Annotated in this window: 17 protein-coding genes and 1 pseudogene; 15 read left to right on the forward strand and 3 right to left on the reverse strand. The window is 52.9% G+C overall.

Features of this window, described 5'->3' with window-relative positions:
• The first annotated feature begins 304 nt into the window (after positions 1 to 304).
• The 10 genes from SIL79_RS13980 (at position 305) to SIL79_RS14025 (ending at position 10,795) form a co-directional block, all read left to right on the forward strand.
• Positions 305 to 1,486 carry a thiolase family protein gene (locus SIL79_RS13980; protein WP_319619384.1) on the forward strand — a complete coding sequence of 394 codons (1,182 nt, stop codon included), beginning with the start codon at positions 305 to 307 and terminating at the stop codon, positions 1,484 to 1,486.
• Between the two features lie 125 nt (positions 1,487 to 1,611).
• The gene (locus SIL79_RS13985; protein WP_025009786.1) at positions 1,612 to 3,105 is read left to right on the forward strand and encodes a CoA-acylating methylmalonate-semialdehyde dehydrogenase; all 1,494 of its coding nucleotides are present in this window, start codon (positions 1,612 to 1,614) and stop codon (positions 3,103 to 3,105) included.
• Positions 3,106 to 3,228: 123 nt separating this feature from the next.
• Positions 3,229 to 4,386 (forward strand): acyl-CoA dehydrogenase family protein, encoded by a 1,158-nt coding sequence (locus SIL79_RS13990; protein ID WP_025009787.1) that lies wholly within the window; start codon positions 3,229 to 3,231, stop codon positions 4,384 to 4,386.
• Between the two features lie 37 nt (positions 4,387 to 4,423).
• Positions 4,424 to 5,197 carry an enoyl-CoA hydratase gene (locus SIL79_RS13995; RefSeq protein ID WP_319619385.1) on the forward strand — a complete coding sequence of 258 codons (774 nt, stop codon included), beginning with the start codon at positions 4,424 to 4,426 and terminating at the stop codon, positions 5,195 to 5,197.
• Positions 5,198 to 5,209: 12 nt separating this feature from the next.
• A complete protein-coding gene (locus tag SIL79_RS14000) occupies positions 5,210 to 6,322 on the forward strand; it encodes an enoyl-CoA hydratase/isomerase family protein (protein ID WP_039032779.1) in 1,113 nt (370 codons plus the stop codon).
• Positions 6,323 to 6,399: 77 nt separating this feature from the next.
• Positions 6,400 to 7,299, forward strand: a complete 900-nt coding sequence (mmsB, locus tag SIL79_RS14005; RefSeq protein WP_039032780.1) for a 3-hydroxyisobutyrate dehydrogenase — start codon at positions 6,400 to 6,402, stop codon at positions 7,297 to 7,299.
• Positions 7,300 to 7,309: 10 nt separating this feature from the next.
• Positions 7,310 to 8,065, forward strand: a complete 756-nt coding sequence (locus tag SIL79_RS14010) for an SDR family oxidoreductase (RefSeq protein WP_039032781.1) — start codon at positions 7,310 to 7,312, stop codon at positions 8,063 to 8,065.
• 104 nt (positions 8,066 to 8,169) lie between these two features.
• Positions 8,170 to 8,346 carry a hypothetical protein gene (locus tag SIL79_RS14015; protein WP_160289552.1) on the forward strand — a complete coding sequence of 59 codons (177 nt, stop codon included), beginning with the start codon at positions 8,170 to 8,172 and terminating at the stop codon, positions 8,344 to 8,346.
• A gap of 102 nt (positions 8,347 to 8,448) precedes the next feature.
• On the forward strand, positions 8,449 to 8,670 hold the full coding sequence (locus tag SIL79_RS14020; RefSeq protein WP_039032782.1) for a hypothetical protein: 222 nt from the start codon (positions 8,449 to 8,451) through the stop codon (positions 8,668 to 8,670).
• 67 nt (positions 8,671 to 8,737) lie between these two features.
• Positions 8,738 to 10,795, forward strand: a complete 2,058-nt coding sequence (locus SIL79_RS14025) for a S9 family peptidase (RefSeq protein ID WP_405130417.1) — start codon at positions 8,738 to 8,740, stop codon at positions 10,793 to 10,795.
• A gap of 5 nt (positions 10,796 to 10,800) precedes the next feature.
• Here SIL79_RS14025 and SIL79_RS14030 read toward each other — a convergent pair whose 3' ends face one another.
• The gene (locus tag SIL79_RS14030) at positions 10,801 to 11,199 is read right to left on the reverse strand and encodes a MerR family DNA-binding protein (protein ID WP_319619386.1); all 399 of its coding nucleotides are present in this window, start codon (positions 11,197 to 11,199) and stop codon (positions 10,801 to 10,803) included.
• 190 nt (positions 11,200 to 11,389) lie between these two features.
• Between SIL79_RS14030 and SIL79_RS14035 the strand changes: the two are divergent.
• From SIL79_RS14035 to SIL79_RS14055, 5 genes and pseudogenes are all read left to right on the forward strand, one after another.
• A pseudogene (locus SIL79_RS14035) lies at positions 11,390 to 12,043 on the forward strand (heavy-metal-associated domain-containing protein); the annotation flags it as partial.
• A 210-nt stretch (positions 12,044 to 12,253) separates the two neighbouring features.
• Positions 12,254 to 14,458 carry a heavy metal translocating P-type ATPase gene (locus SIL79_RS14040; RefSeq protein ID WP_405130440.1) on the forward strand — a complete coding sequence of 735 codons (2,205 nt, stop codon included), beginning with the start codon at positions 12,254 to 12,256 and terminating at the stop codon, positions 14,456 to 14,458.
• A 283-nt stretch (positions 14,459 to 14,741) separates the two neighbouring features.
• Positions 14,742 to 15,128: a hypothetical protein gene (locus SIL79_RS14045; protein WP_319619387.1), complete on the forward strand. Its 387-nt coding sequence runs from the start codon at positions 14,742 to 14,744 to the stop codon at positions 15,126 to 15,128.
• 204 nt (positions 15,129 to 15,332) lie between these two features.
• Positions 15,333 to 16,925 carry an ABC-F family ATPase gene (locus tag SIL79_RS14050; protein ID WP_025009796.1) on the forward strand — a complete coding sequence of 531 codons (1,593 nt, stop codon included), beginning with the start codon at positions 15,333 to 15,335 and terminating at the stop codon, positions 16,923 to 16,925.
• Between the two features lie 367 nt (positions 16,926 to 17,292).
• Positions 17,293 to 19,242, forward strand: coding sequence for an acyltransferase family protein (locus tag SIL79_RS14055; RefSeq protein ID WP_039032784.1), 1,950 nt, complete (start codon positions 17,293 to 17,295; stop codon positions 19,240 to 19,242).
• A gap of 147 nt (positions 19,243 to 19,389) precedes the next feature.
• Here SIL79_RS14055 and SIL79_RS14060 read toward each other — a convergent pair whose 3' ends face one another.
• Together SIL79_RS14060 and SIL79_RS14065 are read right to left on the reverse strand one after the other, a co-directional pair.
• Complete coding sequence (locus tag SIL79_RS14060; protein WP_319619388.1) at positions 19,390 to 21,114, reverse strand: SulP family inorganic anion transporter; 1,725 nt, start codon at positions 21,112 to 21,114, stop codon at positions 19,390 to 19,392.
• Between the two features lie 33 nt (positions 21,115 to 21,147).
• On the reverse strand, positions 21,148 to 21,558 hold the full coding sequence (locus SIL79_RS14065; protein ID WP_039032786.1) for a TIGR01244 family sulfur transferase: 411 nt from the start codon (positions 21,556 to 21,558) through the stop codon (positions 21,148 to 21,150).
• Between the last annotated feature and the right edge of the window lie 2 nt (positions 21,559 to 21,560).

The following is a 21,560-nucleotide window of genomic DNA, read 5'->3' on the forward strand; positions in this document are numbered from 1 at the left end:
TTAGCTCATATCAAGCCAGATGGCGTCAGCCTCTACTGCTTATGCTTCCTTAAACTGATATTTCCTTCTCTAATATTTTCTAAGCCGTAGTGTTTTGGCTTTCTTTCAGGGCACGCGCTGTCATCCTGCTGTAAATCCTCCCTGACAAAAATACCTATAAACAGAGCCTGTATTAGACTAATTATTACTTGCCTTACGTTCGCGTAAACGTCAAAGTGGCAGCAACAGAGTGCAAATTTGCTGCACCTAACACCGCCGGCCTGCTGTTGGGCCGGTGTTTGGGTGCCCAACAAGGGAGTCAACAATGAGTCGTCCTCAGGATATTGTTATCGTCGCCGCCAAACGAACCGCCATGGGCGGTTTTCAGGGCTGTCTTTCCACTGTGCCTTCTCCTCAGCTGGCGGCTTCCAGCATCAAGGCCTTGGTGGAAACTACAGGAGTGAAGGGCGAACAGGTCGATGAAGTGCTGATGGGATGTGTATTGCCGGCCGGCCTCGGTCAGGCCCCTGCCAGACAGGCGGTTTTAGGGGCAGGTTTGCCCCAGTCTGTTGGCGCAACCACAGTCAACAAGGTGTGCGGCTCGGGGATGAAAACCGTGATGCTGGCGCACGATCTTATCAAGGCCGGCAGTGCCAATATCGTGATTGCCGGTGGTATGGAGAGCATGAGTCAGGCGCCGTATCTACTGGATAAGGCTCGCGGCGGCATGCGTATGGGCCACGGTAAGATGCTGGATCATATGTTCCTCGATGGGCTGGAAGATGCCTATACAGGGGGCGCCATGGGAACCTTCGCCCAGAAAACCGCCGACGATTTTGGCCTGACCCGTGAAGCCATGGACGCTTTCGCCCTGAGCTCACTGGAAAAAGCCAATGCGGCCATCACCTCAGGTGCCTTCAAGGAGGAGATAGTCCCGGTAACCGTAAGCAGCCGCCGCGGCGATACTCTGATTGATACCGATGAGCAGCCCGGCAATGCCCGCCCTGACAAGATCCCGGCGCTACGTCCCGCTTTTGCCAAAGACGGCACCATTACCGCCGCCAACTCCAGTTCGATTTCCGACGGTGCCGCCAGTTTGATGCTGATGAGCCGTGAACAGGCTGAAAACCTGGGGCTGGCAGTGATGGCTACCATCAAGGGCCATGCTACCCATTCCCAAGAGCCGGCCATGTTTACCACGGCGCCTGTGGGCGCCATGCAAAAACTCTTGGCACAGACCGGCTGGAGCAAGGATGAGGTCGACCTTTTCGAAATCAACGAAGCCTTCGCCATGGTGACCATGTTGGCCATCAGCGAGTTGGGGCTGGATGCCGCCAAGGTCAACGTCAATGGCGGTGCCTGTGCGCTTGGTCATCCGATAGGTTGCTCCGGCGCCCGTCTGTTGGTGACTCTCATTCATGCGCTCAAGGCCCGAGGCCTCAAGCGTGGTATGGCATCGCTGTGCATAGGTGGTGGTGAAGCCACAGCTATGGCGATTGAGATCTGATATCCCGTCGGCCGCGACAGCGGCCGGCAACAAATTAAAGTAATCAACAAGACAGGACACGGCGCCATCAAAAAGCAGCCACAAGAGCTGTAGGTGCGTCGTCCCACTACCTACAAGGAATTCTTATGAGCACACAAGTCAAGCACTACATAGATGGCGAATTCGTCAACGGTTCCGGCAGCAAGCAGATCAATGTTACCAATCCGGCCAACAATGAGACCATCGCCTTTATCAACTGTGCGACCCAGCCGGAAGTTGAGCGCGCCATCGCCAGCGCCAAGGAAGCCTTCAAGAGCTGGAAGGAAGTGGCCGTTTCCGAACGCGCTCGGGTAATGCTGCGTTATCAGCACCTTTTGAAAGAGCACCATGACGAGCTGGCCACCATTTTGGCCCAGGAAACGGGTAAAACCTTTGAAGATGCCAAGGGTGATGTCTGGCGCGGCATTGAAGTGGCCGAGCATGCCTGCAACATCGCCTCCTTGCTGATGGGTGAAACGGTTGAGAACGTGGCCCGCAGCATAGATACCTACTCCTACACTCAGCCGCTGGGTGTCTGTGCCGGGATTACGCCATTCAACTTCCCGGCGATGATCCCGCTGTGGATGTTCCCGCTGGCTATCGCCTGCGGCAACACCTTCGTTCTCAAGCCGTCTGAGCAGGACCCAATGACGCCGCAGCGTCTGGTGGAGTTGTTTGAACAGGCCGGGGCTCCCAAGGGGGTGCTGCAGCTGGTTCATGGTGATAAAACGGCGGTTGATGTACTGCTGTCTCACCCGGATATCAAGGCGATTTCCTTTGTGGGCTCTGTGGGCGTGGGTCAGTACATCTACAAGACAGGCACTGACAACCTCAAGCGGGTGCAGGCCTTTGCCGGTGCCAAGAACCACTGCGTGATCATGCCTGATGCCAACAAGCAGCAAGTGATCAATAACCTGGTGGGCGCCTCGGTTGGCGCTGCCGGTCAACGCTGTATGGCGCTGTCGGTCGCTGTGTTTGTCGGCGCCGCCAAAGAGTGGATCCCTGAGCTGAAAGAAGCCCTGTCCAAGGTGCGTCCCGGTCTTTGGGATGACAAGGAAGCCGGTTACGGCCCACTCATCAGCCCGGCCGCCAAAGAGCGGGTGCTCAAGCTTATCGCCGAGGGCAAGGCCGAAGGCGCCGAGTGTCTGCTCGATGGTTCCGACTGCACTGTACCTGGTTATGAGTCAGGCAACTGGGTCGGTCCGACCATGTTCGACAAGGTAACCACGGACATGAGCATCTACAAGGAAGAGATCTTCGGCCCTGTGCTCTGCTGTATGGAAGCCGAGTCGCTGGAAGATGCCATTGAGCTGGTTAACGCCAGTCCTTACGGCAACGGCACCTCTATCTTTACTGCCAGCGGCGCCGCGGCGCGTAAGTACCAGCATGAAATCGAAGTGGGTCAGGTGGGTATCAACGTGCCCATTCCAGTGCCGCTGCCATTTTTCTCTTTCACGGGTTGGAAGGGCAGCTTCTACGGCGATCAGCACGCTTACGGCAAGCAGGCGGTGCGTTTCTACACAGAAACCAAGACCATCACCAGCCGTTGGTTCGAGTCTGATATCGCCTCTGGTCCCAACATGACTATCGCACTCAAGTAACAGTGTGAGCCCAAGGGCACCGGCAATGGCCGGTGCCCCTTTTTAATCGCAACAGTAAATAACAAGAGATCCGGCATCACCGGATCACCGCAAGACGCAGAGATCTGCGCACAGGAGTCAAGCATGGATTTCAATCTCAACGAAGATCAGCGCCAATTCGCCGAGCTGGCCCGCCAGTTTGCCGCCGATGAACTGGCCCCATTTGCCGCCAAATGGGATGAGGAGCATCACTTTCCCAAAGACGTGATCCAAAGAGCCGGGGAGCTGGGATTCTGTTCACTCTATTCTCCCGAGTCGGAAGGCGGCATGGGCCTGTCGCGTCTGGATGCCTCAATTATTTTTGAAGAGCTGGCCAAGGGCTGCACTGCCACCACAGCCATGCTGACCATTCACAACATGGCCACCTGGATGGTGACGACCTGGGGCCAGCAAAGTCTGCGGGCCGAGTGGTCTGAAGCACTGACCACAGGCAGTAAGCTGGCTTCTTACTGCCTGACCGAGCCGGGTTCAGGCAGTGACGCCGCTTCACTTGCTACCCGCGCCGAGCGCGACGGCGATGAGTATGTGATTAACGGCTCCAAGATGTTTATCTCGGGCGCCGGCGCCACCGAGCTTTTGGTGGTGATGTGCCGCACCGGTGAGGCCGGCCCCAAGGGAATTTCGGCGATTGCCATCCCGGCTGATGCCAAGGGCGTTATCTACGGCAAGGCCGAGGACAAGATGGGCTGGAACGCCCAGCCAACCAGACTCATTACTTTTGAAAACGTGCGGGTGCCGGTTAATCATCTGTTGGGTGAGGAAGGCCAGGGCTTTACCTTCGCCATGAAGGGCCTGGATGGCGGCCGCATCAATATCGCCACCTGCTCTGTGGGTACTGCTCAGGCTGCGCTTGAGCGCGCCACCGAATATATGCATGAGCGCAAGCAGTTCGGCAAACCACTGGCCGCCTTCCAGGCGCTGCAGTTCAAGCTGGCCGACATGGCCACCGAATTGGTAGCCGCGCGGCAGATGGTGCGTCTGGCGGCATTTAAGCTGGACAGCGGCGATCCCGAAGCCACGGCTTATTGCGCCATGGCCAAGCGTTTTGCCACAGACATAGGGTTTGCCGTGTGTGACAGCGCGCTGCAAATTCACGGCGGTTACGGCTACATCCGCGAATACCCGCTGGAGCGACATTTCCGTGATGTACGGGTACACCAGATCCTGGAAGGAACCAATGAGATTATGCGCCTTATCATCGCCCGCCGCCTGCTGGATGAGCATGCCGGCGAGATCCTCTAAGGCCAAACCCATTTAACCGAATTGCAAGGAGTCATTCATGTCTTTTTTGATTGAGCATATCGAAGGCCATACGGCTGTTCTGACCATCAATAATCCACCGGCCAACACCTGGACGGCCGAGAGCCTCAATGAACTGCGCCTCAAGGTGGAAGAGCTCAACAATGATCCCGATATCTATGCCTTGGTACTGACAGGGGAAGGGGAGAAATTCTTCTCGGCCGGCGCCGATCTCAAGCTGTTTGCCGACGGTGATAAAGGCAATGCCGTCACCATGGCACGCTGTTTTGGCGAAGCATTTGAAACCCTGAGCGCCTTTCGTGGTGTGTCTATTGCCGCCATTAACGGCTATGCCATGGGCGGCGGTTTGGAAGTGGCACTGGCCTGTGATATCCGTATCGCCGAAGAGCAGGCACAGCTGGCATTACCCGAGGCTACAGTTGGCCTGCTGCCTTGTGCCGGCGGCACCCAGAATCTGACCGCTCTGGTCGGTGAGGGCTGGGCCAAGCGGATGATCCTTTGCGGTGAGCGAATCGATGCCGCCAAGGCCCGTGAGATTGGCCTGGTCGAAGAGGTCGTTGGTAAGGGCGAGGCCCTGAGCGTTGCCATTGCGCTGGCGACCAAGGCCGCCAAGCAGAGCCCATCGAGCGTGACCGTTTGCAAGCAGTTGATCCAGGCCGGACGTAATATGCCAAGAGCTCAGGCACTGCCGCTGGAGCGTGAGCTGTTTGTGGCTCTGTTTGACACCCAAGATCAGAAAGAAGGGGTCAATGCCTTCCTGGAGAAGCGCGCAGCCAACTGGAAAAACGCATAAGGAGGCGCTGATATGAGTCATGAAGTGGTATTTCAGACCCTGGGAACCGCCAGCGGCAAGTTGATTGGTGTGGCCACACTTAATGTAGAAAAAGCACTCAATGCACTGAACCTCAACATGGTGCGTTTGCTGGCCAAGCAGTTGGCTGCCTGGAAACAGGATGAACAGATTGCCTGCGTGATCCTCGACGGCAGCGGCGACAAGGCCTTTTGCGCCGGTGGTGATGTGCGGGCGCTGTATCAGGCGCAGCAGGCCAATCCCGGCAGTTACACCCAGGAAGCCCGGGTGTTTTTCGAAGAGGAGTATCGGCTCGACTTTCAGCTGCATACCTTCGGTAAGCCTGTATTGGTTTGGGGTGACGGCATAGTGATGGGTGGTGGTCTGGGGCTGATGATAGGTGCCAGCCACAGGGTATTGACCGAGCGCTCGCGCATCGCCATGCCTGAGGTCACCATTGGCCTTTACCCGGATGTCGGCGGCAGCTATTTTCTCGGCCGCATGCCGGGTAAAACTGGGCTGTTTCTCGGCCTGACCGCCTACAATATGAATGCGGCCGATGCCCGTTATACCGGCATTGGCAATCATTTTCTGGCCTCAACGGATAAAGAGCGCATGCTCGATGCCATGGCGACGGTTAACTGGGGCAATAACACCAGTCTCAACCAGCAGAAGCTGCATGATCTGCTCAATGAATTGGAAACCCAGAGTGAAGAGCGTCCCGGCAGCAGTCGCTTGAAGGGCCATCAGGCTCAGATAGATGAGCTGATGACCGGGGATATGGCGGAAATTCTCGTCAAGATGCAGACCTTGGAAACCGAAGAGGGCTGGTTGCAGCGTGCCCGTGACACCATGCTGAGCGGCAGCCCGCTGAGCTGGGCGCTGGCCTACGAGCAGTCAAGGCTTGGGACTGACATGAGCCTGGCGGATTGTTTCCGCTTCGAGCTGGGTCTCAGCCTCAACTGCTGCGCCATAGGTGATTTTTGTGAGGGTGTCAGGGCGCTGCTTATCGACAAGGACCGTAATCCCAACTGGCGTTACGGCAAGGGCAAGATAGCACCGCAAGAAGCGGTATCTGCCTTGCTCGAGTCGCCATTTGAACATGAACACCCATTGGCCGATCTGTAACAGGCCTAACTGCAAGATTGACCGGTGTCTTTGGTTAAGGCGTCGGCAAACAAGATTCCAACAGGGAGAGCAAACAGATGACAACAGTGGCTTTTATTGGTTTGGGCAACATGGGTGGGCCGATGGCGGTCAACCTGATCAAGGCCGGGATGACTGTTAGGGTATTCGATCTGGTGCCGGCGGCGATGCAGAGCCTGGCAGAGCAGGGGGCTATAACTGCCCAGAGCGCCTGTGGCGCAGCGGCGGGTGCCGATGTGGTGGTAACCATGTTGCCGGCTGGCAAGCATGTGCGTAGTCTGTACCTCGGTAGCGAGCAGCAGCAAGGGCTGCTGGATGTTGTGGCCGAGGGAACCTTGCTTATCGATTCGTCGACCATAGATGCTGACAGTGCCCGCGCAGTGGCGGCTGGGGCGGCCGCCAAAGGGCTTGAGTTTGTTGATGCGCCAGTTTCCGGTGGCACCGCCGGGGCCGCGGCCGGTACGCTGACCTTTATCTGCGGCGGCAGCGACGCAGGTTTTGCCAAGGCCAAACCCGTTCTCGAGTGCATGGGCGCCAATATTTTCCATGCAGGCAGTGCCGGAGCCGGTCAGGTTGCCAAAATCTGCAACAACATGCTGTTGTCTGTCTTGATGGTAGGTACCAGTGAGGCGCTGAGTCTGGGGATAGATAATGGTTTGGATCCCAAGGTGCTGTCAGATATCATGAAAGTTTCGAGCGGCGGCAACTGGACCTTGGAGAAATACAACCCCTGTCCCGGGGTGATGCCAAGCGTGCCATCGTCCAATGACTATCAGGGCGGGTTTATGGTGGATCTTATGGTTAAGGACCTCGGTCTGTCCCAGGAAGCAGCGCTGTCCAGTCAGTCGAGCACCCCCATGGGCGCACTGGCGCGCAGCCTCTATGTCAATCATGCCCGCAAGGGTAATGGTCGTCGCGATTTTTCCAGTATTTTTGAACAATTCAAGCAAGAGAAATAAGGATAACCCAATGGATGTAAAAGGTAAGGTAGTCGCCATCACAGGTGGAGCCGGTGGACTGGGTCTGGCGATGGCGCAGGAGCTGGCCGCAGCCGGTGCCCGTCTGGCGCTGATCGATGTGGATCAGGACCGTCTGGAGCAAGCCTGTGCTCTGCTGGGTGAGACCGAAGTGCAGGGTTATGCGGTGGACATCACAGATGAAGAAGATGTGATGGCAACCTTTCAGTACATTCTGGAAGATTTTGGTCAGCTTAATGTGCTGGTAAACAACGCGGGTATTTTGCGTGACGGCATGTTGATCAAAGCCAAAGAGGGTCAGGTGACAGACCGTATGTCGCTGGAGCAGTTCCAGTCGGTTATCAATGTAAACCTGAGCGGCAGTTTCCTCTGTGGCCGTGAAGCCGCCGCCGCCATGATAAGCTCTGGTCAGGAAGGGGTGATTATCAATATCTCCAGCCTGGCTCGGGCCGGCAATGTGGGGCAGAGCAACTATGCCGCCTCCAAGGCAGGTGTCGCTGCCATGGCGGTGGGCTGGGCCAAGGAGCTGGCGCGCTACAAGATCCGGGCCGCTGCTGTTGCACCCGGGGTTATTGCCACCGAAATGACCGCCGCCATGAAACCGGAAGCGCTGGAGCGCCTGGAGAAAATGGTACCGGTCGGCCGTCTGGGGGATGCCGCTGAAATCGCCTCGACAGTTAAATTCATCATTGAAAACGACTATGTCAATGGCCGGGTATTTGAAATTGACGGCGGTATCCGCCTGTAATTAAATGCCTTGAGATCAAGGCCAAAATAGATATCATCCCTGTTCTTTACCGGGTTTCAAACAAAGGCAGGGATGATGTTTTCTTCCTCCACCGGGCAGCTTGTTTGTTAATTTTCTTTTGCCATGATGCGCCGCAGCTCTATGTGAACGACGGCGATAAGTTGGTGAATATCTTCTCTGAACTTATGTACTTCTATGAGGATTTGGCCGGTGAGCGGGATGAAACCGGCGAACGCGCCAGGGTCTTGCAAAAGTTATCATTCTGCAATGGTGAGGGGTAGATACTTGTCCGCTTTGTATTACAGACGTTGACAATTCTTGTCTCGGATTGAACAATCCCCCCTAATAAAAGTTAAAAGTACCAGAGGTATCGACACTCACCCATGCATTGGTTGGAGAAACAGATTAAGCGCCTGCTTTTGTTGGTGGGAATTGCGGGTGTCATGGTAATCTATTTCGGATTCTTCTATCTGCTTCTCAGCGGTCGCTCTACTGAACCCATCACCTGGTACTATTTGCTTTCACCTTGGATCTGCATCTTTTTTGGATTATCCAGTTTGCAGCAGTACAGGGTGTTGCAGTGGTTCTGCGCCAAATTTAAATAACAACACAAGACTTAAGTTGTAGTAGTTTCAATCTGCCTGAGGGTGGGTGTTGGGGGGAAACGAAACCATGATTTTCAATCCCGGAAAGCAAATTTTGGCCGTAGCGCTGATGGTGTTCGTGCTGCAGGGTTGCGGTCAACCTGCGCAGGAGCAACAAGCGCCTGCCGACAATGAGCAGAGGATTAGCGCCGCTTATGGCAGCTGGGCCTCGCCTTTGGGGGCCGCCGAAGTCTACGGCAGTGCCTCGGCAATAGGTGAGCTGCAGAGTGTCGGTGATGCGATTTATTTCTCGGAATCCAGCCCGGCCGAAGGCGGCAAGGTGGGGATAAAGCGTCTTGAAAAAGATGGCAGCATTACCAGTGTGGTGGCACCGGCCTTTGGTGTTGGTAGTCGCGTTCACGAGTATGGCGGTGGCGATTTTCTCGGTATAGGTCAGAGCCTGTTTGTCACCAAGGGGCAGGATCAGCTGTTTTACCGGATAGCGCCGAATCAGGAGGCGCTGGCTCTGACTCCCAATGGCACCCGTCACGGGGAATGTATCTCTTACCCCAAGGGCTCACGGATTATTTGTGTTCGGGAAGATCATCGCCAACCGGGTGAGCCCAAGGCCAGTTTGGTGACCATTAACCTGAATTTCTCCGGTGAAGGGGATATCTTTGTCGATGGGCACGACTTTATCAGTTCTCCGGCAATCAATGCCGACAATACTCAGCTTGCCTGGATCACCTGGGAACATCCCAACATGCCTTGGGATAATACTCAGTTGTGGCTTGGGGATCTCAATCGCAAGGGGCAGTTGACTAACATTCGCCAAATCGCACCCGAGCGCAAGGGCGCACTGATGCAACCCCTGTTTAGCCCAAACGGCGTGCTCTACTTTATTGCCGACTATGACAACTGGTGGAACCTCTATCGGCTTGATGGCAAAGGCGATATCGAACAGGTTACCCAACTCAAGGCTGAAATTGGCGGCCCTGCCTGGAAGTTGGGGCAGCACGCTTACGCCTTTGAAAATGAAAATACCCTGATAGCCAGCTTCAACAAGGAAGGGGATGCCGGATTGCTGCGACTGGATCTGCAGACCGGGGTTATTGAAGTGCTGGCTGCTGACTTTGCCGATATCAAACAGGTGGTGCAGGGGGCCGACGGGGTTTATTTCGTTGGCAGTAGGCCAACACCAGAGCGCGGCATCTATAAGGTTTCCGGCCGCGGCACAGAACTTGTGTATGCACCTAAAATTTGTGGTCTGGATCCCAGATACATCTCCCGCGCCGTCAATGTTGAGTTCACCACCAAGGGGGGAGGCAAGGCTCACGGCTATTTTTATCCGCCGGTAAATGGTGATTACCAACCTCTGCCGGATACCCGGCCGCCTCTTTTGATGATGTTGCATGGTGGGCCGACCGCCAGCGCAAATAGGGCATACGACAGCGCCATTCAATACTGGACCAGCCGCGGCTTTGCCGTGTTTGAACTCAATTATCGCGGCAGTACCGGCTTTGGCCGCCAATATCGCCAGAGCCTCTATGGCAACTGGGGCAAGGCAGATGTTGAGGATGCTGTCTGGGCTGCAGGTTTTTTAGTTGACCAAGGCTGGGTCAATGCTGAGAAATTGGCTATCCGCGGCGGTAGTGCCGGTGGCTTGAGCGTGCTTTCAGCCTTGGCTTTCCATGATAAGTTCAAGGCCGGGGTGAGCTATTTCGGGATCAGTGATATTGAGGTGCTGGGTAAGGAAACCCATAAGTTTGAGTCAAGATACCTGGATCAACTGATAGGCCCTTACCCGGAAATGAAGGCAGTGTATCGTGAACGCTCGCCCCTGTACCACCTGCAGGGCTTCAACGAACCTTTGCTGCTGTTGCAAGGGCTCGAAGATAAGGTGGTGCCACCGAGTCAGTCGCAGCATATCTACAAGGCGCTGAAAGACAAGGGGGTGCCCACAGCATTTATCGGCATTGAGGGAGAAGGACATGGCTTCCGCCAACCCCACAACAAGATACTGGCGTTGGAATCAGAGCTGGTGTTCTATGGTATGGTGTTTGATTTCACCCCGGCGGGCACACTACCGGCACTGAAGCTGGACAATGCCGCAGCCTTGGCGCGGCCCGGGCAGCAAGTTGAGTGATAGCTTCAGGCCTGTTTGGTTTCGCTGGACAGGCCATCTATGATGGCGCATTCAGACTGATTGCCGCCGCGGCACTGGGATACCAGTTCGCTCAGTTGGGCATGCAGCGACGCCAGTCTGGCCATTTTGTCTTCCAACGCCTGCAGGTGCCCCTTGGCCAGACGTTTGACATCCTCGGCGCAGCGCTTGGGATTGTGTTTCAGTTGCAACAGATCCCGGCATTCATCCAAGGTAAAGCCCAGCTCGCGGCAGTGCTGCAAAAACTTGAGCGCCTCGATTTCAGCCGCCCGATACTCACGATACCCATTGGCGCCTCTGTGGGCCTCAACCAAGCCTATGTCATGGTAATAGCGGATACTCTTGATACTCAGACCTGTTGCCTTGGCCACTTCGCCTATTTTCATCGCTGAACTCCTGCCGTGTTGGGACTCTTGTGGGCTATTTTGTCGCGCCGCAAGCGCATTGTTGAGAGTCAGAGCACCTTTTCTGTTATGGATAATTATCCGGGCTTGACTCTCCCGTTACTGGAGACTTTAACCTTTATCTCAGTGTTGAGCCAGCCTCGCTTGCGAGGGGCACAGATGGGAGTTTCCAATGGACCAGATACAATTCACCATAGCGAATATGAAGTGCGGCGGCTGCGCCCGCAAGATAAAGGCCCTGTTCGCCGATGATACCGGCGTAGAAGCCGCTACCGAGGTGGCAGATAAGTCGTTGACGCTGACATTCGCCCCTGGCGCTGAGCTTACCCCCGCCGCGGCGTTGGCGAAACTGAAAGACGCAGGTTATGACGCCGAGCAGGCCGAGATTGCTGCTCCCGGTGCCGGTGACAGCGCGCAAGAGCCCAGCCCTGAACCTAGCCCTGAAGCCCCTGGCCGCTTTAGTTTCCATGTTGCCGATATGAACTGCGGCCACTGTGAGAGTAAGCTTCGCAAGGCGCTGGCTGATGAGCTTGAGGTAGAAGTCGACCTTAAAGACAAACAGCTACGGGTGAAAAGTCACAAGAGCGCGGCCGAACTGGCCGAATTGATAACCGGCGCAGGCTTTACCCCGCAAGCGCTTGCGCCTGGCAATACAAGTGAGCCGGAAAACTTCCGCTTTTATGTTGGCGATATGACCTGTGGCCATTGTGAGGCCAGTATTCGTAAGGCACTCAGCGATGAAGCTGAGGTGACGGTCAATCTGAACCAGAAACAGCTTGCACTGAAAAGCCATAAAACCGCCGCCGAGTTGACCGAACTGTTAAAGGCCGCCGGGTTTACCGCCGAGCCTTGGCGCGATGAGCATGCCGAGACTGATACTGATACTGATACCGAGACTGAGATTGAGACAGAAGCTCAGGCTGACGCTTCGAAACCGGCAGTGGCTGCAACTACAACTGAAGCTGAAACTGGCAACCATGCCGATAAAGCCGTCAAGCACAAGGCCGCCACGGCTTATCCTGCCAGCCCCACACTACTGTTTGTGCCGGATATGAGCTGCGCCAGCTGCGTGGCCAAGATAGAAAAAGCCTTTGCCGTCAAAGAGGTCGAGGCCAGAGTCAACTTGGCCGACAAGCAGGTTAGCGTAGCCGCTGGGCTGCCTGTGGCTGAAGCCGTTGCGCTGCTGCTCTCGGCCGGGTATCGCGCCGAGCCGATAACGGATGCCGCCAGTGCCATGGCCGACAAGGCCGAGCATGATGCCAGGGAATATCGCACCCGGATCAGGCAGGCCATTGCCGGTCTTGGGCTGGGGATCCCCTTGATGATCTGGGGCCTGGCCGGTGGTGACATGATGATCCACGATAGCCAAAGCCAACTTATCTGGGGCGCCATGGGGCTGCTGACCTTGTTGCTGCTGGTCACCACAGGGGGGCATTTCTTCAGTGGTATGTGGCGTTCACTCAAGGCCAAGAGTGCCAATATGGATACGTTGATCGCCTTGGGTACGGGCACGGCCTGGCTTTACTCCATGCTGGTGGTGCTTATTCCCGGCTTTTTCCCCGACGGCACCCGTCATGTGTACTTTGAAGCCAGTGTGATGATCCTTGGCTTGATTAACCTTGGGCACGCATTGGAGCTGAGAGCCCGCGGCAAGACCAGTGAAGCGGTGCAGAAGCTTATTGGCCTGCAGAGCAATACGGCTATCAAGATCACCGAAAACGGCGATGAAACCGTGGCCATAGCGGCGCTGGTGGTGGGTGACAAGCTGAGACTGCGCCCGGGTGACAGAGTGGCGCTAGATGGTGAAGTGCTTTCAGGCAATTCGTTGCTCGATGAGTCCATGCTCACAGGCGAACCCATTCCTGTGGCTAAATCCGTGGGCGACAGTCTGAGCGCCGGCACAGTTAATGGTAACGGCAGCCTTATTTACCAAGTTACTGCCGGGCCTGCCGATACCCGCCTGGCGAAGATTATCGCCCTGGTTCAGGAGGCCCAGACCTCCAAGATGCCCATAGGGCGACTGACAGACAAGATAGCCGCCGTGTTTGTGCCTGTGGTGGTGGTGATTGCGCTGCTGGCGGCCATCATCTGGTATTTTGCCGGTCCTGAGCCCGCGCTGTCTCATGCGCTGGTGGTGCTGACCAGTGTGCTGATTATCGCCTGTCCCTGCGCCTTGGGGCTGGCGACGCCTATGTCCATCATGGTATCTGTCGGCCGCGCCGCTTCCATGGGGGTGTTGGTGAAAAACGGTGAGGCGCTGCAAACCGCCAGCAAGGTCAGCTGTGTGGTGCTGGATAAAACCGGCACCATCACAGAAGGTAAGCCCGCCGTCACTCAGGTGGATATTTTTGATGATGCCTTTGATGAGCGCGAGCTGCTGCGTGCCGTGGCGAGCCTTGAGCAACACTCGGGTCACCCCTTGGCGGCGGCGCTGCTGGATGCCGCCAAAGCCAAAGAGGTTGTGTTGAGTGAGCCGCAGGGGTTTGACTATCGCCAGGGGCAAGGGCTGCTGGGTCAGTTTGAAGGCCGGCAGTGGGCGGTCGGCAACAGCAAGCTAATGGACGCACTGGGCATTAGGCTGACCGAGGCGCACCAGGCAAGGCTGGAGCAGGGGGCGGCGCTTGGACACACCCAGGTGCTGGTGGCTCGAGATAATCAACTGCTGGCGTTGGTGGGGATCAGTGACCCAATCAAAGCCGATGCCAAAGAAGCCATGACCGCGCTCAAGGCCCAGGGCAAGCGTTTGGTATTGCTCAGTGGTGATAACCAGGCCACAGCCGAAGCTGTGGCGCGTCAGGTGGGGATAGAGGAAGTCATCGCCGGGGTGTTGCCGGATGAAAAGCAATCCTGGGTCAGTAAGTTTCAAGCGCAGGGTGAAGTGGTGGCCATGGTCGGTGATGGGATCAATGACGCCCCGGCGCTGATGGCCGCCGATGTCGGCATTGCCATGGGCTCGGGCACAGAGATTGCCATAGAGAGCGCCGACCTGACCTTGCTTAACCCAAGGCTGGGCAGCTTGGCCGGGGCATTTGCCCTGTCGCGGGCGACGCTTGGCAACATCAAGCAGAACCTGTTCGGCGCCTTTATCTATAACACTCTGGGGATCCCGATTGCTGCCGGGGTGCTGTACCCGCTGACAGGGATCTTGCTGAGCCCTGTGGTGGCCGGCGCGGCAATGGCGCTGTCTTCCTTGACTGTGGTGACCAACGCCAACCGCTTGCGGCGTCAGTCTTTGGATTAAGCTTTTTCAGCGTTCGAGCCGGGGAAATTGCCCCGGCTTTTTCTTGTTTTATCGCCTTGTTTTTCCTGTTTAAATAAGGGGTTTGCCTTTGCTCAGCAATAATGCCTGCCGAAAAGAGAGCCTGCGGTCACGGCCTTAGCCAGTTAGAGCCTTTAGTCTAAAGAGCCTTTGGTCAATATAAGCTTGGGGCTGGATATCGCGGGCCAAGCGAGTCACAGCAAGGACAACAGGGAATAAGAAAAGGAATGGGAAAGGAGAAAAGGAATGGGGAAGGAGCCGGAAAATGCAATCCAGAAAATTCACCGCGGCAGCTAAGCTGAGTCTGCTAGGCGGCGCCTTACTGCTTAGTGCCGTCTCTGTACCTGCTCAGGCGGGCTGCGGCGTGAAAAGCACTGAGTGCATAGTGATCAAGGGCGACAGCCAAAAGACCCTGGAGTGTGAAATCACGGTTTGTGCCAATGTGCACTCATTTCTCAGTCGCTGGCAGTTGGCCGATGGCACCACGCTGAGCACGGATTACACCGAGGACAGCGAGAGCATCACTATCAATGGTGAGCCGGGATATGCCTTGCCGGCGGATATTTTGCGCCCCGAACTTGGCTGTTACAGCACTTTTGCAACAAACAAGACGGAAACTACCTTGGTGTGTGGCCGCGATCTGGATTTTTAATCTGCTTACAGAAGATTTTTAAAGTCTTTTATAAACAGCTGGTTGCACTGCTTTACCTCGCTGGCTGCCCGCGAGTTTGGTTGATAATTCACGCAGGAATGTTATAGTGCCCGGCTTTATTTACCCGGCCAATCATAGGCCTTGGGCTCTTGGACGCGGCTTTACATAGCCCGGTCCCGCATCTGGATATTTTGGAATCATACAGTGATAACGACAGCTAACATCACCATGCAGTTTGGCGCCAAGCCGCTGTTTGAAAACATCTCGGTTAAATTCGGCGAAGGCAACAGATACGGCCTTATCGGCGCCAATGGCTGCGGTAAGTCTACTTTTATGAAGATCCTTTCCGGTGAGTTGGAGCCAACCTCGGGTAATGTTTCGCTGGATCCCAACGAGCGTCTGGGTAAGCTGAACCAGGATCAGTTCGCCTATGAAGAGCACAGCGTTATCGACACAGTGATCATGGGCCACAAAGAGCTGTGGGCGGTGAAGCAGGAGCGCGATCGCATCTACTCCTTACCGGAAATGAGCGAAGAAGACGGCATTAAAGTGGCCGATCTTGAGATGCAGTTTGCCGAAATGGACGGTTATACCGCAGAAAGCCGCGCCGGTGAGTTGCTGCTCGGGGTGGGTATTCCGCTGGAGCAACATTTTGGCCCTATGAGTGAAGTGGCACCGGGTTGGAAACTCAGGGTGCTGCTGGCACAGGCCTTGTTCTCTGATCCCGATGTATTGCTGCTCGACGAACCGACCAACAACTTGGATATCGATACCATTCGCTGGCTGCAGGAGATGCTTAACCAGCGTAACAGCACCATGATCATCATTTCCCACGACAGATACTTCCTCAACTCTGTCTGTACCCATATGGCGGATCTGGACTATGGTGAGCTGCGGGTCTATCCGGGCAACTATGATGAATACATGACAGCCGCCTCACAGGCCCGCGAGCGCCTGGTGGCTGAAAACGCCAAGAAGAAGGCACAGATTGCCGAGCTGCAAACCTTCGTGGCGCGCTTCTCTGCCAACGCTTCCAAGGCCAAGCAGGCCACATCCCGTGCCCGTCAAATCGACAAGATCAAGCTGGATGAGATCAAGGCCTCCAGCCGGGTTAACCCCTACATTCGTTTCGAGCAGGAGAAGAAACTGTTCCGTAACGCTTTGATTGTTGAGAACATGAGCAATGGTTACGATGAGCTGCTGTTCAAGGATGTGAACTTTATCGCAGAAGTGGGCGAGCGTATCGCTATTCTGGGTGAAAACGGTGTGGGTAAGACCACCTTGCTGCGTACTCTGATCCACGAGTTGCCACAAAAGAGTGGTACCATTCAATGGTCTGAAAACCATCGTATCGGCTACTACGCCCAGGATCATGCCAGCGACTTTGAAAATGATATGAACCTGTTCGACTGGATGGGTCAGTGGCGTCTGGAAGGCGATGACGATCAGGCGGTGCGTTCAGTGCTGGGCCGTATGCTGTTCAGCGCCGACGACATCAAGAAATCTGTCAAGGTACTGTCCGGTGGTGAGCAGGGGCGTATGCTGTTTGGCAAGCTGATGCTGCAAAAGCCCAATATTCTGGTGATGGACGAACCAACCAACCACCTGGATATGGAATCGATTGAGTCGCTGAACAACGCCCTCGAGCTCTATGAAGGCACTTTGCTGTTTGTCAGCCATGACCGCGCCTTCGTGTCATCTCTGGCCAACCGTATCATAGAGATAAGCGCTGATGGCGTGAGCGACTTCAAGGGCACTTATGATGAGTTCCTGGCCAGCAAAGGCATTGAAGCCTAAGTCTTTTATGGCGAGCTTGGTTTAACACCAAGTAAAAAAATCACAATAAACAAGGCCGGTTCATTGAACCGGCCTTGCTGTTTTTTTAAAGGCTTGGATCAGAGGCGCGCTGACTTATTCTTCCGAGGAGTCAAGCTTCTGACTGTGGCCATATTGCTGGTGCAGATCAAAAATCTGCGACCATTGCCTTCCTTAACTAGTAATACCGCAACAATATTGTGTGAACTATATAATCTATTCACTTGAGTTGTCTTTTTTTGCGTTGATTTCCAATAGTTCAATATGAGTCGCTGCCGTTAGCCAAGGTTTAGGTATACAATTGCCGGCTTTCTTGCCTCAAAGGGCGTGTTGTAGGAAATGCTTATATATGTCGGTTGTATTGCCTAAAAAGTTTCGTTATGACATTAACGGACTAAGAGCTTGGGCTGTTGTTGCAGTTATTTTATTTCATTTTAAGGTGCTAGGATTTGCTGGAGGGTTTGTAGGAGTCGATATTTTTTTTGTTATTTCGGGTCTGTTAATGACAAAAATAATAGTGACAGGCTTAGAAAGTAACAGTTTCTCCTATAGCCGTTTTATGTTTGCAAGAGCCAAACGAATTTTTCCCGTATTGGCCGTATTATGTGTAGCATTATTGGTTTTCGGTTGGTTTTGGTTGTCAACGATCGATTATCAAAAATTAGGTACTCATATTGTTGGTGCGGCTTTATTCATTTCTAATCATAAGCTTTACAGTGAGGCTGGTTATTTCGATGCGGCATCTTATGAAAAATGGTTGCTTCATTCTTGGTCGCTGTCAGTTGAGTGGCAGTTTTATTTATTGTTGCCACTGGTATTGATGTTGGCTTGGCGCTGGCGCGGTAAACAAGCTGTATTACTCTCTTTGTTAGCTATTGCGCTGGTTTCCTTTATGTTGTCTGTGTATGCCGTGGAGACTAACCCTAGTGCGGCATTCTATCTTTTACCTTTTAGGGCATGGGAGATGGTAACAGGTGGACTTATTTGGTGGGTGATGAGACATAAGCAACTGGGACAGATGGCCAGTAAAGTCATAGAGTTGCTCGGGTTTACGTTAATTCTAATGGCTATCTTCGGTTTTAATGAGGCAACGCCATGGCCTGGAGGATATGCTTTAGTGCCGGTGCTTGGGGCTGTATTGGTGTTAGCTGCCAACCGTCAAGAGTCTCCTTTGACTGCTAATCCACTTATCGCACGTGTGGGATTGATTTCTTATTCACTTTATTTATGGCACTGGCCTATTGTCGTGTTTCTTGCTTATGCGGGGGAGCAAAATAATCCTACTTGGATTGTTGCTGGTATCTTGCTTACGTTTGCATTCGGAGAACTATCGTATCGATTTATTGAAACTCGCTCTAGTTATTACCTAGGTCAACTTAGCTTTAAAAAGGCTACATGGGTATTATTTTGCGTTTTATTATTGGTTGAGTTATTAGCAGTAACCGCACGACATTTAGAGGTTGAAGGACGGTTACCTAAAAAAGTTGAAAAAGCAAGTCAAGGGTCATTTGATCGTAACCCTAGATTAAATGAATGTCTTCTTGGACCTGGACGAGATATTCCCGAATCTAGCTGTATACATGGCACAGGAAAAGTACAAGCTGTGGTTGTTGGCGATAGCCATGCCAATGCGGTGATATCGAGTGTGGTATTAGCTGCTGAAGACAAAGGAAGTGTTGTGGAGATGACCTATAATGGCTGCTCAACCCTAATTGGAGCCAAGAGTCATATACCTAAATCACAATGTGATCTGTTTAATCAACATGTGCTTGATACCTTATCTACCACCAGTGATATACCTGTAATTTTAATTTCTCGATTAACAGGTAGTGTTTTTGGTTATAACGAACGGCACAAATTCCAAAATAGACCAGTGATCTACTTTGGTGATAATCCTGAACAGACTAGTGACGAGGTATATAAAGACTTTGTGATGAAACAGATCGAAACTGTGTGTCAATTAAGTCAATATCGTCCGGTATACCTGGTTCGTCCGTTGCCTGAAATGGATGTTGATGTACCAACTACTGTTTATCGTAACTTAATGTTTAACAATGGGTTACAAGATGTTTTTATTACTGATCAAGATTATATGCAACGTCATACCCTGATTTGGCAAGCACAGGATAAAGCTGCGGCCGCTTGTGGTGCTAAAGTGCTTAATCCATTGCCTTACCTTTGCGTTAATGGGCGTTGTATGGGAAGTAAGGATGGACTTTCTCTGTATTATGATACTAACCACTTGAGTGAATATGGGAATAAGTTTTTAACACCCATGTTTAAACCTTTATTTCAATAGTAAGACTAATTTTCGCATTGTTCCTAGTATACATGGTAGTGCTCATATGAGCTTGGGGGATTACATCGGATAGATGTAATCCCCTTTTTGATATAATAATGGAACTGTTCGGCATTAGAGGTTTGCAGTATTTTTTAAGCTAATAAGTTAGTGAGCTATCGAACTATCCAGATCAATTATCGCTTCATACTGACTAATATAAACTTTGCCTTTGAAGTGTTCAAAGAAGTCCGATTTTTTAATATTATCCATGACCGGGCCTTTAACTTCTGATAAGTGTAGTTGAATATCGGAATCTTTCAGGCGGTCGTGAATTAACGTCAAGCTTTCCAGCGCACTGGCATCGACTGTGTTTACCCCGGATAACATCAATACCAGATGTTGGGTTTTAGGATACTGTTGCAAATATTCCATTATCTGATCTTCCAGATAACGAGCATTGGCAAAATATAAGCTTTCGTCAATCCGCAGGCTGAGTACCGTTTTACTTTGGATTACATTAAAACGAAGAATGTTGCGAAAATGTTGGCTTCCCTCGATTAAACCAACCACTGCAATATGTGGCCGACTGGTGCGCCATAGAAATAGCGCTAGAGATGTAGCCAGTCCCGCTAATACGCCAATCTCAACATTAAATGCCAGTACACCGATAATGGTGAGAAACATGGCGATGGCATCACTCTTGGCACTTTTCCAGGTATGGATAATGGCTTGCACATCAATCAGTGCCGATACAGCAACGATAATAGTTGCCGCTAACACCGCATGTGGCAAATAGGTAAACAGCGGGGTGAAGTAAAGTACGGTAATGCCGATTCCAATTGCGGTAAATGTCCCCGCCATTGGCGTTTCAGCGCCAGCATCATAATTAACGACTGAGCGCGACAGACCACCTGTAACTGGAAATCCCCCATTAATAGCTGATGCGATGTTGGCACCACTTAAGGCAATCAGCTCCTGATTCGGCTCAATTCTCTGGCGACGTTTCGCCGCTAATGTCTGCCCAACTGAAGCTGACTCGACGAAACCGATAACACTCAGCAGAATTGAGGCTGGAAGCAGGTCTCCGATTAGTGCGAGGTCGAGCGAAGGCAGTGAAAAGCTAGGCAAACCGCTTGGGATCTGGCCAACTACGCTGACGCCTTTTTTGTCCAGATCAAATAGGGCTACTAGCACAATACTCAATATCATCACTATCACAGGAGCCAGTTTGATTGCATGACCTGCCAGTTCTGATGAAAGTCCTAGTTTGATTAAATTGGGTTTGAGGCTTTTGCGTGCATAGATAAGGGCAATCAAACTGAATGCCCCAATCATCAGGGTATAGAGATTAGTTTGGGGTAACGCAAGAATCAGATTAGCCACGCGCTGCAGCACATTTTCCCCATGCAGTGGCAAGCCAAAAATATGTTTAAGCTGGCCAATAGAGATAAGAATACCAGAAGCAGTCATAAAGCCAGAAAGCACCGGATGGCTTAAAAATGTGGTCAGAAATCCCAGTCTTAGTACCGACATCAGCAATAGCACGATACCGGAAAGAAATGCCAAGGTTGCAGCGGCGGTGATATAACCCTGGCTACCAGTTTCAAACAGTGGAGCAATGGCCTCTGCGGTCATTAGCGAGATCACCGCTACCGGGCCCACGGCCAGTGTTTTACTGGTGCCAAGCATAGTATAAACAATCAGCGGCAGGATACTGGCGTACAGACCAACAACGGGGGGCAGACCAGCAACCATCGCGTATGCAAGGCTTTGTGGGATAAGCATCAAAGTCACGATAATAGCAGCTAAGCCATCTTTCGTGGCGTCATGACGCGAATAATCAGGCAACCAAGATGATATCGGCAACCATTCCAACCAAGAATTTTTCATGCTTTGGCTATCCTAAGCAATGTGTGAATTCGGTTAATCGGGTTGCTTAACCCAACTAAGATCAAAACCCATTTTGGTAGCTTGGGCAATACGTCGATCAAATGAACCCAATTCGGTGCAGCTCATCGACCAGAGTGCGCTGCAACGTGTTCCCGTGCGACAGAAAGCCAAAATAGGTTTAGGGGCGTGCATAAAGAACTGACCAAACTGCTTTCCCTGATCCTGAGTAATATTTCCGGAAATAACCGGCAGGTGAAAATAGGTCATCCCCTGTTCTTTAGCCAGTCGTTCAATTTCTCTATTCAGGGGCTGATCATTTTCTTCCCCATCTGGACGGTTATTGATGATCGACTTAAATCCCATTGATGCCAGACGTGGTATGTCGCTGGGTAAAATTTGTGGTGAAACGGTAATTGATTCCGTTAAATAGATTGGTATTAGCATAA

It is taken from the genome of Shewanella indica, from assembly GCF_033842865.1.
Lineage (GTDB): Bacteria > Pseudomonadota > Gammaproteobacteria > Enterobacterales > Shewanellaceae > Shewanella > Shewanella indica.

Bases quoted from the DNA above. Each gene is read 5' to 3' on its own strand.
- mmsB (WP_039032780.1), top strand. From the start codon at position 6,400: ATGACAACAGTGGCTTTTATTGGTTTGGGCAACATGGGTGGGCCGATG.
- SIL79_RS14000 (WP_039032779.1), top strand. From the start codon at position 5,210: ATGAGTCATGAAGTGGTATTTCAGACCCTGGGAACCGCCAGCGGCAAG.
- SIL79_RS14045 (WP_319619387.1), top strand. From the start codon at position 14,742: ATGCAATCCAGAAAATTCACCGCGGCAGCTAAGCTGAGTCTGCTAGGC.
- SIL79_RS14025 (WP_405130417.1), top strand. From the start codon at position 8,738: ATGATTTTCAATCCCGGAAAGCAAATTTTGGCCGTAGCGCTGATGGTG.
- SIL79_RS14065 (WP_039032786.1), bottom strand. From the start codon at position 21,558: ATGCTAATACCAATCTATTTAACGGAATCAATTACCGTTTCACCACAA.
- SIL79_RS13990 (WP_025009787.1), top strand. From the start codon at position 3,229: ATGGATTTCAATCTCAACGAAGATCAGCGCCAATTCGCCGAGCTGGCC.
- SIL79_RS14030 (WP_319619386.1), bottom strand. From the start codon at position 11,199: ATGAAAATAGGCGAAGTGGCCAAGGCAACAGGTCTGAGTATCAAGAGT.
- SIL79_RS14055 (WP_039032784.1), top strand. From the start codon at position 17,293: ATGTCGGTTGTATTGCCTAAAAAGTTTCGTTATGACATTAACGGACTA.
- SIL79_RS13985 (WP_025009786.1), top strand. From the start codon at position 1,612: ATGAGCACACAAGTCAAGCACTACATAGATGGCGAATTCGTCAACGGT.
- SIL79_RS13980 (WP_319619384.1), top strand. From the start codon at position 305: ATGAGTCGTCCTCAGGATATTGTTATCGTCGCCGCCAAACGAACCGCC.
- SIL79_RS14010 (WP_039032781.1), top strand. From the start codon at position 7,310: ATGGATGTAAAAGGTAAGGTAGTCGCCATCACAGGTGGAGCCGGTGGA.
- SIL79_RS14020 (WP_039032782.1), top strand. From the start codon at position 8,449: ATGCATTGGTTGGAGAAACAGATTAAGCGCCTGCTTTTGTTGGTGGGA.
- SIL79_RS13995 (WP_319619385.1), top strand. From the start codon at position 4,424: ATGTCTTTTTTGATTGAGCATATCGAAGGCCATACGGCTGTTCTGACC.
- SIL79_RS14060 (WP_319619388.1), bottom strand. From the start codon at position 21,114: ATGAAAAATTCTTGGTTGGAATGGTTGCCGATATCATCTTGGTTGCCT.